13 protein-coding genes and 3 pseudogenes are annotated in these 15,229 nt (G+C 62.3%); 7 read left to right on the top strand and 9 right to left on the bottom strand.

The annotated features are described in order from the left end of the window. Window position 1: 1 nt before the first annotated feature. Window positions 2-763: an ABC transporter permease gene (locus tag ABIN98_RS12270; protein ID WP_346910327.1), complete on the bottom strand. Its 762-nt coding sequence runs from the start codon at window positions 761-763 to the stop codon at window positions 2-4. Next, window positions 760-1,686 (bottom strand): ABC transporter ATP-binding protein, encoded by a 927-nt coding sequence (locus ABIN98_RS12265; RefSeq protein ID WP_346910326.1) that lies wholly within the window; start codon window positions 1,684-1,686, stop codon window positions 760-762. The genes ABIN98_RS12270 and ABIN98_RS12265 overlap by 4 nt, the downstream gene beginning before the upstream one ends. 232 nt (window positions 1,687-1,918) lie before the next feature. On the opposite strand from ABIN98_RS12265, the gene ABIN98_RS12260 reads away from it, so the two are divergent. The 3 genes from ABIN98_RS12260 to ABIN98_RS12250 all read left to right on the top strand — a co-directional run bounded on the left by ABIN98_RS12260 (window position 1,919) and on the right by ABIN98_RS12250 (window position 5,201). Continuing rightward, the gene (locus tag ABIN98_RS12260) at window positions 1,919-2,821 is read left to right on the top strand and encodes a pirin family protein (protein WP_346910325.1); all 903 of its coding nucleotides are present in this window, start codon (window positions 1,919-1,921) and stop codon (window positions 2,819-2,821) included. Between the two features lie 167 nt (window positions 2,822-2,988). Beyond that, window positions 2,989-4,155: a GNAT family N-acetyltransferase gene (locus ABIN98_RS12255; RefSeq protein ID WP_346910323.1), complete on the top strand. Its 1,167-nt coding sequence runs from the start codon at window positions 2,989-2,991 to the stop codon at window positions 4,153-4,155. 134 nt (window positions 4,156-4,289) lie between these two features. Beyond that, window positions 4,290-5,201 (top strand): PhzF family phenazine biosynthesis protein, encoded by a 912-nt coding sequence (locus ABIN98_RS12250; protein ID WP_346910321.1) that lies wholly within the window; start codon window positions 4,290-4,292, stop codon window positions 5,199-5,201. On the opposite strand, the gene ABIN98_RS12245 is transcribed toward ABIN98_RS12250, so the two are convergent. Further along, window positions 5,198-6,097 (bottom strand): AraC family transcriptional regulator N-terminal domain-containing protein, encoded by a 900-nt coding sequence (locus tag ABIN98_RS12245; RefSeq protein ID WP_346910320.1) that lies wholly within the window; start codon window positions 6,095-6,097, stop codon window positions 5,198-5,200. The two genes, ABIN98_RS12250 and ABIN98_RS12245, sit on opposite strands and share 4 nt — an antisense overlap. A gap of 176 nt (window positions 6,098-6,273) precedes the next feature. On the opposite strand from ABIN98_RS12245, the gene ABIN98_RS12240 reads away from it, so the two are divergent. From ABIN98_RS12240 to ggt, 3 genes are all read left to right on the top strand, one after another. Continuing rightward, window positions 6,274-7,038 carry an SDR family oxidoreductase gene (locus ABIN98_RS12240; protein WP_346910318.1) on the top strand — a complete coding sequence of 255 codons (765 nt, stop codon included), beginning with the start codon at window positions 6,274-6,276 and terminating at the stop codon, window positions 7,036-7,038. A gap of 163 nt (window positions 7,039-7,201) precedes the next feature. Continuing rightward, window positions 7,202-7,624 carry a hypothetical protein gene (locus ABIN98_RS12235; protein WP_346910316.1) on the top strand — a complete coding sequence of 141 codons (423 nt, stop codon included), beginning with the start codon at window positions 7,202-7,204 and terminating at the stop codon, window positions 7,622-7,624. A gap of 38 nt (window positions 7,625-7,662) precedes the next feature. Further along, window positions 7,663-9,480, top strand: a complete 1,818-nt coding sequence (ggt, locus tag ABIN98_RS12230) for a gamma-glutamyltransferase (RefSeq protein ID WP_346910314.1) — start codon at window positions 7,663-7,665, stop codon at window positions 9,478-9,480. 33 nt (window positions 9,481-9,513) lie between these two features. Here ggt and ABIN98_RS12225 read toward each other — a convergent pair whose 3' ends face one another. After that, the gene (locus tag ABIN98_RS12225; protein ID WP_346910313.1) at window positions 9,514-9,864 is read right to left on the bottom strand and encodes a hypothetical protein; all 351 of its coding nucleotides are present in this window, start codon (window positions 9,862-9,864) and stop codon (window positions 9,514-9,516) included. Between the two features lie 31 nt (window positions 9,865-9,895). Next, complete coding sequence (locus ABIN98_RS12220; protein ID WP_346910311.1) at window positions 9,896-10,234, bottom strand: Kazal-type serine protease inhibitor domain-containing protein; 339 nt, start codon at window positions 10,232-10,234, stop codon at window positions 9,896-9,898. Window positions 10,235-10,716: 482 nt separating this feature from the next. On the opposite strand from ABIN98_RS12220, the pseudogene ABIN98_RS12215 reads away from it, so the two are divergent. Then, window positions 10,717-12,265 (top strand): annotated as a pseudogene (locus tag ABIN98_RS12215) (2-isopropylmalate synthase). Window positions 12,266-12,630: 365 nt separating this feature from the next. Here ABIN98_RS12215 and ABIN98_RS12210 read toward each other — a convergent pair. The 4 genes and pseudogenes from ABIN98_RS12210 to ABIN98_RS12195 all read right to left on the bottom strand — a co-directional run. Next, window positions 12,631-13,730, bottom strand: a pseudogene (locus tag ABIN98_RS12210) (BMP family ABC transporter substrate-binding protein). A 141-nt stretch (window positions 13,731-13,871) separates the two neighbouring features. Next, window positions 13,872-14,561: pseudogene (locus ABIN98_RS12205) on the bottom strand (flavin reductase family protein). Then, window positions 14,558-15,040, bottom strand: coding sequence for an FCD domain-containing protein (locus ABIN98_RS12200; protein WP_346910309.1), 483 nt, complete (start codon window positions 15,038-15,040; stop codon window positions 14,558-14,560). Before ABIN98_RS12200 ends, ABIN98_RS12205 begins: the two are co-directional and overlap by 4 nt. Further along, on the bottom strand, window positions 14,965-15,229 hold a 265-nt coding region (locus ABIN98_RS12195; RefSeq protein WP_346910307.1), incomplete at its 5' end, for a GntR family transcriptional regulator. The genes ABIN98_RS12195 and ABIN98_RS12200, both read right to left, overlap by 76 nt.

Below are 15,229 nucleotides of genomic sequence, written 5' to 3'. Positions count from 1 at the left end.
CTCAGGCCTTCAGCTTGTACCCTGTTTTGAATATCCAGCGAATGATTACAAGACAGATAACAAGGAACAGAAGGGTCATGCCGAGCGACAGCGGAAGACTGACATCGGCCTTGCCATAGAAACTCCAGCGGAAGCCGGAGATGAGATACACGACCGGATTGGCCAGCGTCACCTTCTGCCAGAAATCCGGCAACATGCTGATGGAATAGAAGCTGCCACCGAGGAAGGCGAGCGGCGTGACGATCAGAAGCGGTACGAATTGCAGCTTCTCGAACGTATCGGCCCAGATCCCGATAATGAAGCCGAGCAGGGCGAAGGTCATCGCGGTCAGCAGGAAGAACGCCACCATCCAGACCGGGTGCTGCACTTCGATCGGCACGAAAAACGTGGCGGTCACGAAGATGATCGCCCCGACGAGAACGGCCTTGGTCGCCGCAGCCCCGATATAGGCGACGGTGATTTCGAAAAAGGACACAGGCGCCGACAGGATCTCGTAGATCGTGCCCGTGAATTTCGGGAAATAGATCCCGAAGGCCGCGTTGGACAGGCTCTGTGTCATCAGCGACAGCATGATCAGACCCGGCACGATGAAGGCGCCGTAGGAAACCCCGTCCACCTCGCTGATCCGCGAGCCGATCGCCGCGCCGAAGACGACGAAATAAAGCGTCGTGGAAATCACCGGCGAGATGATCGACTGCATCAGCGTGCGGCCCGTACGGGCCATTTCGTAGAAATAGATCGCCTTGACCGCCTGAAAATTCATGTCTCTGCCTTTACCAGATCGACGAAGATGTCCTCCAGGGAACTCTGGGTCGTGTTCAGATCGTGAAAATGAACGCCGGCCTTCGACAGATCGTTCAAAAGCGTGGTGATGCCGGTGCGGTCGCCCTTGGTGTCGTAGGTATAGACCAGCGACCTGCCTTCCGCGCCGATGGTCAGGTCATGCGCCTCCAGCCCTGCCGGCAGTTCACTGATCGGGGACTGCAGGTATAGAGTGAGTTCCTTGCGGCCGAGCTTGCGCATCAGCTCGTTCTTTTCCTCCACCAGGATGATCTCGCCCTTGTTGATCACCCCGACCCGGTCGGCCATCTCCTCCGCCTCTTCGATGTAGTGAGTGGTCAGGATGATCGTCACGCCCCGGTCCTGCAGGCTTTCGACGATACGCCACATGTCGCGGCGCAATTCCACGTCCACGCCGGCTGTCGGTTCGTCCAGGAACAACACCTTCGGCTCGTGGGCCAGCGCCTTGGCGACCAGGAGCCGCCGCTTCATGCCGCCCGACAGCGCCATGATCGGCGCCCGGCGCTTGTCCCACAGGCTCAGGTCCTTCAGGATCCCCTCGACCAGGGCGGGATTGCTCCGCAGGCCGAACAGCCCGCGGCTGAAGGACACCATGTCGATGACCTTCTCGAAATGAGAGACCGGCATTTCCTGGGGCACCAGACCGATCAGCTTTCGTGCCTCCCGATAGTCCCGGATGGCATCGAAGCCTCCGACGGTGATGCTCCCCGAAGTCGGCCGGACCAGCCCGCAGATCGTGCTGATCAACGTCGTTTTGCCGGCGCCGTTCGGACCGAGCAGAGCGAAAACCTCGCCCTCGGCGATGTCGAGCGACACCGACTTGAGCGCCTGGAATCCGCCGTCATAGGATTTCGTAAGGGACTGGACAGAAATGATCGCGGACATAAATCGTTTGGATCTTGAAGCGTTTGAGAAGACGGAGACAGGACGTTTTGGGTTCGGGCCACATGCGCCGAACCTGCCTGAGGCTGTTTGCAGAAGATAGGCCTCACCTCGGCCACTTCCAAGACCGGCCCGCTATTGTTTCCCCACAGTGAACAGACTGTTTGTCTCAGGCCGATGGGAACCTGCATGCCGTCCACTATTTTAGGACCAATACATACTGGAGTCAGGTTTAATGTCCATTCGGCCCATAACTCATATCGGCAGCACCCAGCCGACCCTTGAAGGGGCCGGAGTGAAACTGGAACGCGTGTTCGGATTTCAGGATCCGGAGATGCTTGACCCGTTTCTGCTCCTCGACGATTTTAGAAGCGAACGGCCCGAGGACTACCTCGCAGGCTTTCCCTGGCATCCCCATCGCGGGATCGAAACGATCACCTACGTGTTGGCGGGGACGGTCGCCCATGGCGACAGCCTGGGCAACACCGGAAACCTGGGCGCCGGGGACGTTCAATGGATGACCGCCGGGCGCGGCATCATGCACCAGGAAATGCCCAAGGGCGATGACAAGGGACGCATGCACGGATTTCAGCTCTGGGCCAATCTGCCCTCGTCGCTGAAAATGTCCGAACCGCGCTACCAGGACGTCAGCTCAGGCGACATCCCCGTTGTCGTCGACGACGACGGCACCACTGTGCGCGTCATCTGCGGCGATTTCTGGGGTAAATCCGGCCCCGTCGACGGGATTGCCGCCGAACCGCAATACCTGGATGTCTCCGTGCCCGCCGGGGTGAAGAAGCGGCTGAAGGTCGACACCTACAAGCAGACCTTCGCCTATGTTTTCGAAGGCTCGGGAGCCTTTGCTGATGCCTCCGATCCCGTTGGGGTTCTGACCGAAAAGGAACTGGACGGCACGGAACTGCATGTGCGTGACCAGACCGGAAACCGAACCCTGGTCATGTTCGGTTCCGGCGACGAAATCGTCGTCCAGGCCGGCGAAGAAGGCATCCGCTTCCTTCTCGTCTCCGGCGCCCCGATCCGGGAGCCGGTCGCATGGCATGGCCCCATCGTCATGAACACCCGTGAGGAACTGATACAGGCCGTCAACGAACTGCGCAGCGGCACGTTCATCCGCTAGGGCCAGGCCCCTAACTTCCCGCTTTGCTTGCCCACCAAGCAACCACTGGCGGCGTCCATCTCCGATGGATGCCGCCTTTTTTGTCTGCCCGGCAGCCTCCTGCTTGCCGGATTTACGCTGGCAGGCTACCCCTGAGGGGAGACAACGGAACGGGCCAAAGACTGCGGATGACCTTGAAACTCCGCCCGGCGCATGCGGGCGATACCGGCATACTCACCGATATCCTGCACCGGTCCAAAGCCTCCTGGGGATACCCCCTGGAGCGTATCGAGGCGTTTCGCAGCGAGTACCGCATCACCCATGCAACGCTCGCGTCCCTTGATCTGATCGTCGCCGAGCAAAACGGCCGGCCCGTCGCCTTCGCCGGCGGCAAGATGCGTGAGGACTGCCTCTATCTTGAGTTCCTGTTCGTTGCGCCTGAGGCGATGCGGCAAGGCATCGGCAGTCTGCTGTTGCAACGCATGGCCGATCGGGCCCGGGCCTGCGGCAAAAACCGGATCGTACTCGAAAGCGACCACTTCGCGCGCGCCTTTTACGAAAACCGGGGCTTCTCCACCCTGTCCGAGCGGCCGGGCCGGATGTCTCCCGACGGGGTCATTCCGATCATGGAAAAGCCGCTTCGCGCCGAAATCTTTCCCCTGAAGTCGGTAAGGCTCACCATTGACCGCGCTACGCCATGGGCATTCGAACGCCGGCATGCCGGGGAAGTCAAAGCCCATTGGGCCGAACTCCTCCGAAAGAACCCCTCCCTCTGGAACGGTCGCACGCTGAAACTTGCTGGCTACACGCTCGCCGACGGCCATTTCACCGGCACCTGCCGGGAATGCTCCTATGCCGCTTTTCTGACCTGGCGCGACTGGGGCGCTCCGGACCTCGACACGCACAATATTTTCGGCTCGGCGGTCTTGAGATCGTCGGACGGCGCCCTGCTCTACGGGGTCATGTCGCAAAACACGGCCAATGCCGGCAGGATCTATCCGCCGGGCGGCAACCTGGATCCCTCGGATATTCGGGAAGACGGCACCGTGGATATTCTCGGTGCCATTTTACGCGAACTCGACGAGGAAACGGGCCTTGGCGCCGACGACATCACCGCCGGACCACTTTACGCGATCATGGACGGGCCCCGGATCTCCATCGCCCGTGTCCTCGACGTTCCGCTTGCCGCCGAACCCTTGCGCGACCGGATCCTGCGGCATTCGATGGCGAGTGAGGAACAGGAACTCTCCGATATCCGGATCCTGCGTCATCCACAGGATCTGACATCTCCGAATTTCGTACCGTTTGCCCGGGACATCGCAAGAATGCTTCTGCCTGCCGCCGCGCCGGCCTGATACCAGGGTCCGGACCATGAGCCGGTTAATCTTTTATTGTCCAATGCGCAAAGCTACGGGGTGGCAGTCGGCAGTCTTCCGTGCAACAGTCCGGTCTCGTTCGATGCCTTTGAAAACCAATGGAGAAGCTGCCGATGGGCCGTCGCTACGCCGTCCTCGATGTCTTTACCAACAAATCCCTCGCCGGAAACCCGCTCGCCGTTGTGCTCGATGCGGAAGGCTTGAGTGACGAGCGAATGCAGGCGATCGCCAAGGAATTCAACCTCTCCGAGACGGTTTTCGTGTTTCCGCCGGAAAATCCCGGGCATACGGCCAACATCCGCATTTTCACGCCCACGCTGGAACTGCCCTTTGCCGGGCATCCGACCGTCGGCACCGCGATCCTGATGGCGATGGAACGTTTCGGTGACATCAGCGGCGAACAGGATGCGGTCGTCGTTCTGAAGGAACAGATCGGTGCCGTACGTTGCGCCGTGGTGCTCAGGGAAAATGCCGCCGCCTTCGCCGAATTCGACGTGCCGAAGCTGCCCGAACCCGCCGGACCGACCCGCGACAAGGAACTGATCGCAGCCGCTCTCAGCCTCGATCCGGTCGATATCGGTTTCGAAAACCACGCACCGTCCCGCTATCAGGTCGGCGCCCCGTTCAACTTCATTCCGGTTCGCGACCTCGGCGCGCTAGCCCGCGCCAAGCCGGACCTCACCGTCTGGCACGATGCCTTCGGCAACGACACCCACACGGACGCCTACGTCTATTGCCGCGAGACCCGCGCCCATGAAAGCGCGTTCCATGCGCGCATGTTCGCACCGGCCATGGGCATCACCGAGGATCCCGCGACCGGATCCGCGGCCGCAGCCTTCGCCGGCGCCGTCCATTTTTTCGACGATCTGCCCAGCGGCACCCACCATATCCGCATCGAGCAGGGCTTCGAAATGGGCCGCCCGTCGCTGATCGACCTGGAGATCGACATCGAAAACGGCGCCATGCACGCCATCCGCATCGGCGGCCAGGCCACCCTCGTGGCCCGCGGCGAACTCTTCGTCTAGATAAGCGCTTCAACCGGTGTCTTCGCCCGGTCGCTCCGTGGCGAGGCACCAAAGTGGCGGGCGTATTCCCGGCTGAACTGGGTCGGGCTTTCATAGCCGACCTGAAACGCGGTACTGGCCACCGAAAGCTTTTCCGCCTGCATCAGCCGTCGCGCCTCCATCAGCCGCAATTGCTTCTGGAATTGAAGCGGCGTCGTCCCCGTGATCGCCTTGAAATGGGCATGAAAGGCCGACCCGCTCATGCCGGCCGCCCGAGCCAGATCCTCGACCCTGAGCGGCGAGGAGAAGCTGCGCCTGATGACGGCAATCGCCCGGGCGATCCTGGCCGCGTGGCTGTCCTGCTCCGCCAGATCGCGCAGGATCTGACCGTGGCGGGCAGTCAGCAGCCAGTAATGAATTTCCTTCCGGATCAGCGGCTCCAGAACCCGGGCAGCGTCCGGTTTGTCGTGCAAGGCAAAGAGGCGTCCCATGGCATCGAGCACCGCCTCATCGGCCTGACCCGTTACCACCGCCTCTGCCGCCCGTGGGCCGGAACCCGCGCAGCTGCCGGTCTCCCCGGCAAGTTCCCGGATCAGCGTCATGTCGAGCGCCAGCGCCAGCGCCACGTAAGGCTCGCGTTGGCTTGCCTGCACCACCCGGGCGAGCGCCGGCAGGTCCAGTCCGACGATCAGCGATTCCATTCTGGCGAACCTGACCGTTCGATTGCCCAGATAGGTTTCCTTCGCCCCCTGGAGAACCAGGCAGAAAATCGGCTGATAGACCACCGGATAAATCTCCGAGGGAGCACGCTGGCGCACCAGGCTCAGTCCGTCTACCCCGACCGGCATTGGCTGATCGCCCGCCTGGCGGATATCCGCGAACTCCAGCACTTTCCGGGCTAATTCCTCAACCGTCACCGATCTTATTCTCCTGCTTGTTTCCGGGCTACATCCAGCAGGCGCCGAACGCAAGCGCTGGAAAGCCATCTTTTGGAGGATCAGGCAGATTTTCAGGAGGATGCGGCAGGTTCCACCGCGCCCTTTCGCCTATTTCGGAGCTATCGCCAACCACTCCACCCCAACGGAGAGACAATATGACCGATACCCGAAAAATCGCCCTGATCACCGGCGGCAGCCGTGGCCTGGGCCGCAACACCGTCGTTCACCTTGCCCGCAAGGGGATCGACACGGTTCTGACCTATCATTCCGGCAAGACGGATGCCGATAGCGTGGCCGCTGAGGTCGCAGCCCTCGGCGGCAAGGCGGTCGCCCTGCAGCTCGACACGTCTGACACCAGCGGATTTACAGCTTTCGCGGAGCGCCTCAAGACAGCCCTGAAAGACACCTGCGGCCGCGACAGCATCGACTTCCTCGTCAACAACGCCGGCATCGGCGTGTTCAAACCCTTCGCGGAGACGACTGAGGACGAGTTCGACCGGCTGGTGAACATCCATCTCAAGGGCGTGTTCTTCCTGACCCAGCGCCTGCTGCCGCTGATCGAGGACGGCGGCCGGATCGTCAACATCTCCTCCGGCCTCGCCCGCTTCGCCCTGCCGGGTTATGCCGCTTACGGAGCGATGAAGGGAGCGATCGAGGTCCTGACCCGTTACCAGGCGAAGGAGCTTGGAGGCCGGCGGATCACCGTCAACGCCGTCGCTCCGGGCGCCATCGAGACCGATTTCGGCGGCGGCGTGGTCCGTGACAACGCAGACCTCAACCGCCACATCGCCGCCGCGACGGCCATGGGCCGGGTCGGATTGCCGGACGATATCGGTGGCGCCATCTCCAGCCTGCTTGCCGGCGACTTCGGCTGGATGACCGCCCAGAGGATCGAGGTCTCCGGCGGCCAGAGCCTCTAGGGCATCGCCGGTGAGGATGCCTTCCGGCGAACCTGACGCCGCCGGAAGGCAATTCCCCCGAGCACTTCCCCCGCACACTTCCCCATGGCACCGCCCGTTTCCATCGTCTAGCCTGTGCGCTATCGGGCCGGAACAGGCGGCCAAGAGGAGAGATGACGGCGTCATGATTACGCTTTTGAAATTGCTGCACATTCTGGCCTTCACCGCAGGCGTCGGCGGCGGGCTTGCCAACCTGCTGGTCCTGCGCGCGGCCATGGCTGCCGATGCGGATGCCGCCAAGATCCTGCGCGGGATCATGCCGCGTATCGCGACCATGAGCTTTCATGCGGTCATCCTGCTGTGGATTACCGGGCCGTTGCTGTTATGGCTCGCCTATAGCGGCGGCGCCGGGCTCGCCCCCCTATTTCACCTGAAGATGCTGTCGGTCGTGCTATTGACCGTCGTCTCGGTGACGGGCCGGATCACCATCAGCCGGATCAAGGCCGGAAAGCCGGCCCGTTTTGCTCCACACATGCCGAAGATTGCCATGCTCGGCTCATTATTCGGCGTTAGCACCATCGTTCTGGCAGTCCTGGCCTTCTCGTAAGCGCCTCCGCAGCAAGCATTTTCAGCAGGGAAATTTCGATGACTTCGGCTCCGCAAACCTTTCTCGCCCGCTTGGTTCTCGCAAGTGCTCTCGCTCTTGCCGGATGGCTTCCCGCCTTTGCGCAACAGGCAACCGATACGGTCGCTCCGGAAAGCGGAAGCACGGTCGCGCAAGGCTACAATGCCCTGTCGCCCAAAGCTCTGTCTGCGATTGAGACCAAGACCCTCGGCAAACCTGTCGAGGCGAAAGACTGGATGATTGCCGCCGCCAACCCGTTGGCGGTGGAAGCGGGCGCCAAGGTGCTTAGGGCCGGCGGAAGTGCAGCCGACGCCCTGGTCGCGGTCCAGACCGTGCTCGGCCTCGTCGAACCGCAATCCTCCGGCCTCGGCGGCGGCGCCTTCCTGGTCTGGTACGACGCGGCAACCGGCAAGCTCACCACGCTCGACGGACGCGAAACCGCGCCACTGGCCGCGCGCCCGACTGCCTTCCTGAACGACGAGGGCGAACCGCTGAAATTCTTCGATGCCGTCGTCGGCGGACGTTCGGTCGGAACGCCGGGCACGCCGAAGCTTCTGGAAGAGGCCCACAAGCGCTGGGGCAAGCTGGATTGGGCGCCCCTGTTTCAGGATGCGATCGAGCTTGCCGACAAGGGGTTCACCGTCTCCCCACGCCTTGCCTCGCTGGTCGCCGAAGATCCCGAACGCTTGCAGCGCTTCCCCGCCACGCGCGCCTATTTCTTTCCGAACGGCACACCGATCAAGGCCGGCGACATACTCCAGAATCCGGACTATGCCGCCACCCTTCGAGCCATCGCAGCCAACGGCAGCTCAGCCTTCTACTACGGCGAGATCGCGCGCGACATCGTCAAGACGGTTCAGACCGCCCCCGGAAATCCGGGATATCTCTCCGACAAGGATCTGTCCCTCTATGAAGTGATCGAGCGTGAGCCGGTCTGCGTCGACTATCGCGACCGGGACGTCTGCGGCATGGGCCCGCCCTCTTCCGGCGCGCTTACCGTCGGCCAGATCCTCGGCATGCTGGACCACTACGACCTGGCGGCGCTCGGGCCACTCGATCCGCAAAGCTGGCGGCTCATCGGCGATGCCTCCCGCCTCGCCTTCGCCGACCGCGGCCGCTACATGGCCGACAATGACTTCGTGCCGATGCCGCTGAAGGGCCTTGTCGACGAGGAGTATCTGGACGACCGCGCGGAGCTTCTTGAAAGCGACGTCGCCCTGCCCGAAGTCGCGCCCGGCACCCCGCCGTGGGATCACGCGATGCTGCTCTCCGACGACGAGGCAATCGAGCTTCCCTCCACCTCCCACATTTCCATCGTGGATACGGCCGGCAATGCGCTCTCCATGACCACCACCATCGAGAACGGCTTCGGCTCGCGGCTGTTCGTGCGCGGCTTCCTGCTCAACAACGAACTGACGGATTTCTCCTTCCGCACCCACAAGGACGGCGTGCCGATCGCCAACCGGCTGGAGCCGGGCAAGCGGCCGCGCTCGTCCATGGCGCCGACCATCGTCATGAAGGACGGCAAACCGGAACTGGTCGTCGGCAGCCCGGGCGGCAGCCGGATCATCGGCTATGTGGCGCAAGCGATCATCGCCCATCTCGACTGGGGTATGAACGTCCAGCAGGCCGTCTCCCTGCCCCATCTGATCAACCGTTTCGGCACCTATGACCTGGAAGCCGGCACAAAGGCGGAAACCCTTGCCGAACCGCTGGAAGCCCTCGGCTACAAGGTCAACACCCGCGACCTCAACTCCGGCCTCCACGCGATTGCCGTGGGCGACACGCTCCAGGGCGGCGCGGATCCGCGGCGGGAAGGTATTGCCCTCGGGGATTAAGCCGTTTCGGCATATTGCCGGAACGGGTATCCCCTATCGGCAATCCCGGCGACTGATCGCTCCGCCGGGAAGGACGGTGTTGCACAACACCGCGTCGTTCAGCTCGGCCGGATCCAGGTCGACCTGCGATAGGTCCAGGTCGGACAGATCGGTATCTTCAAGATCGCAAATGGCGGCGCCCGGCAGGTTTTCGAAAACCGCATAGATGTCGCCATTGGCAAGACGGAAGGCATGCCCCTTCTCGATCAGATCGCGCACCATGTTGCCGGTGAAGGTATCTTCCATCTGCCTTGCCGAATAGCAGGATCCGCTTTCGGCCTTTGCGGTCACGCCGATGCAAAGGAAGAACATTCCGGAGAACAGACTTTTCGCGAGGATCGTCATGGCGGGATGATAGCACGCTCCGGTCAGCCGCTCATTTTACCGGAGGCGCAGTCTCGGTTCCGGGGCAGAAGCCCTTCTGAGCCACGTTCTGGCCGGCGGTATGGGCCTGGCAGGCATTGCTGTAGGTCTTGCCGTCGCAGCCGCAGACAGGATCGAACTGCAGGGTACAGAGATCCGGCTTCCTGACGCAGACGCCTTTCCGGTCTCCGGCGCCGCAGCTCGCCTCCGGCGTGAACTTGCAGAACTCGAGATCGCCGCAGATTGCCCCTGCGATCCCGCCGCAGGGGGCGCCGACTTCGGCCGAAGCAACGGGGAGCCGAGCAACAGAGACAGCAAAAAGAAACAGAAGCAGGACAGCCGGAACTCTCATCTGCAGGACCTTTCAAGACAGGACCAACGGCAGGAATAATCCTAATGCCTCGGTTCGAATTGGCGCAGTATTATTTTTTCGACCGTGGGCCACCAAGCCAATCGGCAGCCCATTCCCTCTTGCCAATTATTTTCCGATCCCCTAGAAACCTGATCAAAGATTAACGTCCCGGTCACGTTTCTGCGGCACGCTTCAAAGCCAAAGATCCCAAGTGACCTGAACAAAGGCCCTGAAACACCGATGATCGCAACGCGCGACATGACCGGTTCTTTCAACGACGCGCTTCCCCCGCGCGGCGGCCTTATTCTACTTGGCGACCTCCTTCTGCTTAGCTGCCCCTGAGCGTCGGCTGATCCGTATCCTGCGGACGGGCACTTAGGGGAGACAAAGCGCATTCACCAGTTAAAGACAGACTGATCGCGCGCCGGAGCACTGTCCGATATCCGCTCTCAAGGCCGCCGATCCCGGGAAGGAATAAACGAATGACTGCCGAAAAAGATCAGGTTCGCATCTTCGACACCACCTTGCGCGACGGCGAACAGTCGCCCGGCGCCTCCATGACCCTGGAAGAAAAGCTGCAGATCGCCGAGATCCTCGACGCCATGGGCGTCGACATCATCGAAGCCGGCTTTCCGATCGCCTCCAACGGCGACTTCGAGGCCGTCAGTGAAATCGCCAAGCGTTCCAAGAATTCGGTGATCGCAGGTCTGGCTCGCGCCATCCACGCCGACATCGACCGCTGCGGCGACGCCGTGAAGCATGCCGGCAAGGGCCGCATCCACACCTTCGTCTCCACCTCACCGATCCATCTGCAGTTCAGATGAACAAGACCGAGGACGAGGTTCTCGATATCATCACCGATACGGTGACCCGTTCGCGCAACCTGATCGACGACGTGGAATGGTCCGCCATGGACGCGACCCGCACGCCGATCGACTACCTGTGCCGCTGCGTGGAAGCCGCCATCAAATGCGGCGCGACCACCATCAATCTGCCGGACACGGTCGGCTACGCCACGCCGGACGAGTACAAGCAGATGTTCGTCGACATCCGCAACCGGGTGCCGAACGCGGACAAGGCGATCTTCTCCGTCCACTGTCACGATGACCTGGGGCTCGCAGTTGCCAACTCGCTGGCCGGTGTGGCCGGCGGTGCCCGCCAGATCGAATGCACCATCAACGGCCTGGGCGAACGCGCCGGCAACGCGGCGCTGGAAGAAGTCGTCATGGCGATCCGCACCCGCGCCGACGTGCTGCCCTATGCCTGCAACGTCGATCCGCAGTACCTGACCGCGCGTCCAAGCTGGTCGCCGGCGCGTCCGGTTTCGCGGTCCAGTATAACAAGGCCATCGTCGGCAAGAACGCCTTCGCCCATGAAAGCGGCATCCACCAGGACGGCATGTTGAAGAATGCCGAAACCTACGAAATCATGCGGCCCGGGGATGTCGGTGTGAAGGCCACGTCGCTGGTCATGGGCAAGCATTCCGGCCGCCATGCCTTCAAGGACAAGTTGCGCGAACTGGGCTATGAACTGGGCGACAACGCCCTGCAGGATGCCTTCCGCCGGTTCAAGGACCTGGCCGACCGCAAGAAGCACGTTTACGACGAGGACATCGAGGCCCTGGTCGAGGACGAAATCTCCATCGCCAGCGAGAACACCCGCGTCATTGCCCTGACCGTGATCGCCGGCACCGGCGGCCCACAGAAGGCGATCCTGACCATGGACGTCAACGGCCATCACGAAACCCGCGAATGCACCGGCGACGGCCCGGTCGACGCGACCTTCAACGCCATCAAGGCGATCATCCCCCACGATGCTACCCTGCAGCTCTACCAGGTGCATGCGGTGACCGAGGGTACCGACGCCCAGGCGGAAGTCTCCGTTCGTCTGGAATCCGGCGGCCGGATCGCAACCGGCAAGGGCGCGGACACCGACACGCTGGTCGCCTCGGCCCGCGCCTATGTCTCCGCCCTCAACAAGCTGGCCCTGCGCCAGCAGGGCAGCAACCCGGGCGCACTGAAGGCAAGCTGATCCGCGCTCAAAGGCGCTTTGAAAAACGAAACGGTGGCGCCAGGCGCCACCGTTTTTTGTTTTGTGATTGATGGTCGTGCCGCTCGCTCCCGTCTCCCCCCTTGAGGGGGAGATGTCACCAAAGGTGACAGAGGGGGGTAACGGCAGCAGCAAAATACAGAAGCGCTAAATTGCGCTGTGAGGCCGGACACCCCCCTCTGTCTGCGGACGCAGACATCTCCCCCTCAAGGGGTGAGACGGGTGCAAGGGGTATTGCTGAAATCATTTCACACAACGGAGTTGATGAGCGGCTCAGGCTTTGCCGTCAACCTCAACGGTGGCATCTGGCGCCACCGTTTTTTGTTTGAGCAGGCATCCGCAGCCGGTCAGGTGATGGAACCGACGACGCCTTCGAGCAGGTAATCCGTTCCCACAGCGCGCCGTCGTAGAGGCCGAGGGTTCCCTCGATTACCGTGTTGCCCTTGTTGTCCTTGAGCGGACCGACGAAGATCGGCGCCCCGCCCTTGAGTTCGTCGATCGCGGCCAGGGCCGCAGCCTTGGCACCTTCCGTCGCGCCCGCACCGAACGGGGAAGAGGCGACCATGTCCTTGTCGTATCCGCCTTCGTTGAGGTTCGGCAGCTTTTCGCCCCGCTGGATCATGCCCGCGTAAGCCGAGTAGACCGTGCCCCACTTCAGCTCCGCCCCGGTGATGAAGCCGTTCGGCGCCAGCGGCGACTGGTCCGCATTGTGGCCGCAGCATTTGACGCCACGTGCTTCCGCCGTTTCCACCACCACCTTCGGGCTGTCCACGTGACAGGTAATGACATCGCAGCCGGCATCCACCAGCGCATTGGCAGCTTCCGCCTCGCGCACCGGCAGGGACCATTCGCCGGTGATGATCAGTTGCACCGTCACATCCGGATTGACCTTGCGCGCGCCCATGGTGAAGGCGTTGATGTTGCGCAGAACCAGGGAAATCGGCTTGGCCGCAACGAAACCGATCTTGTTGGTGGTCGTAGACAGGCCGGCGGCCACACCGTTCACGTAATGCGCCTGATCGAGATAGCAGAAATAGCCGCCGAGGTTCTGCGGGTGCTTGTCCGCGGACCACAGCGACGTCGGGTGGCGGAATTCCACATCCGGATATTTCTTCGCCGCCTCGATCATGAACGGATCGAAATAGCCGAACGAGGTCGGGAACAGGAGCGATGCGCCGTCTAGCTGGATCATCGACTCCATGGATTTCATCACCGCGTTGGTTTCCGGCACGTTTTCCTCTTCCACCACGGTGACGTCCGGGATCTCCTTCAGCGCCTGGGCCGCGACCGCATGGGCCTGGTTCCAGCCGAAGTCATCCTTCGGCCCGACATAGATCATGCCGATGGTTGTCGCCTCCGCCCGTGCCGGCAGCAGCCCGGACGCCAGGAGTGCGCTGCCGGCCGTTCCGGCCAGAAAACCACGGCGGGTTACGTTCAGTCTGTTCATGTCACTTCCCCTCTTCTTCAACCGAAGCGCCGGCATTCCGTCCGGACGCAAATTCCCGTTCGCCTGAGCGTCAGCCCCTGCGTTGCTGCCGGCGCATCGGCCGGTTTCTGGTCTCAATGAGTCCGCTTGGTGCGGCTTCTGTCAGGTCTGTTTTTCGCCAAGACCCGGAATGACCGGCATTCCCGCCGCCAATCCATTCTCCCAATCCTCAAGCGACGGCGTCACCAGGTCGAACTGCTGGCGCGTCGTCGAATAGCCGTGGCCGCCCATGCGCCCGACCGCATTCAGCCCGAGCTGATCAACGTATTTCTTGCCCCGGTCGACGAGATCCGGGCGCAGGAAGACGCCTTTGACCTCGCCCAGGATGATTTCCCGGCTTTTTCCGAGTTCCAGTGTCATGTAGCGTCGGCACTCAAGCGCCGCCGGCGCCTCCGCGATGCGCGGGCTGCAGACCTGTGTGCCGGCGACCGCGGTCAGACCAGCCATCTCCAGTTCGTCCACCTCCGGCGGAAACTTCACGGCACAGACATTCATGCCCTCGACGAGGTTCTCGTCGACGATGTTGACCGTGAATCCTCGGTCATCCGGATATTGTAGGCCGTGTCCTTGAAGCGCATATCGGCATGGTTTTCCACGCCGAGCGCGACAATGGCTGGATCGGCACTCAGGCAGTTGAAGAACGAATCAGGGCGCGGCATTGACGATGCCATCCGGGCTGACCGTCGTCACGAAAGCGATCGGCCGCGGCACCACTGTGCCGATCAACAGCTTGTAGCGGTCGCGCGGGGACAGCTCTGCGAAATCGAAATGCTCGTAGTCCTGCCCGGTCATGAATGAAGCTTTCTTTTGTTGGCGGGCGTATCCAGGCCGATTTCACCGGCATGGCGCGACAGGATATCGACAAGGCTCGGCCCCTCGCCCGCATCCTGGTTCAGCGCCCTGGCCTCAAGCGAGCCGACATGGTCGTCCATGAGCCGGACAGCGGCCTCGGGGTCGCCCTTTTCCAGCGCGGTCAGGATGTCGCCGTGCTCGCACACGGCACAGTCGCTCGAGTGCGGTCGTCCGTAAATGGCCAGGATCAACGAGCAGCGCGATACGAGCTGGGTCATGTAGCCGAGCAGAATTTCATTTTCCGTCAGTTCGGCCAGCAGAATGTGAAACCGTTCGGCCAGCCGGACGGAAATACGAAGATCCCCGGTCTTGCGCGCCTCGTCCTCTTCCGCGACATGCGCCTTCAAGGCCGCAGCAACCTCTTCGGACCAGCGCTCCGAGATGATGCGGATTGCCTCCCGTTCCAGCGCGCGGCGCACACGGAAAACATCCTTGGCCTCTTCAGGCTCGGACGTGCGACGGTGGCGGTGCGTTTGCGACCGGCCTCGACCAGGCCGTCACTCTGCAGGCGGGCAAGCGCCTGACGCACGATGGTGCGGCTGATGCCGAACGGCGCACCGATCTCGTCCTCCGGCAGCTTTGCTCCGGGCTTGAGATCCTGTTCCATG

This window comes from uncultured Roseibium sp. (assembly GCF_963675095.2).
Classification (GTDB): Bacteria; Pseudomonadota; Alphaproteobacteria; order Rhizobiales; family Stappiaceae; genus Roseibium.
The sequence above is the reverse complement of the archived record's forward strand: the minus strand, read 5'-3'. Positions and strand labels throughout refer to the sequence as shown.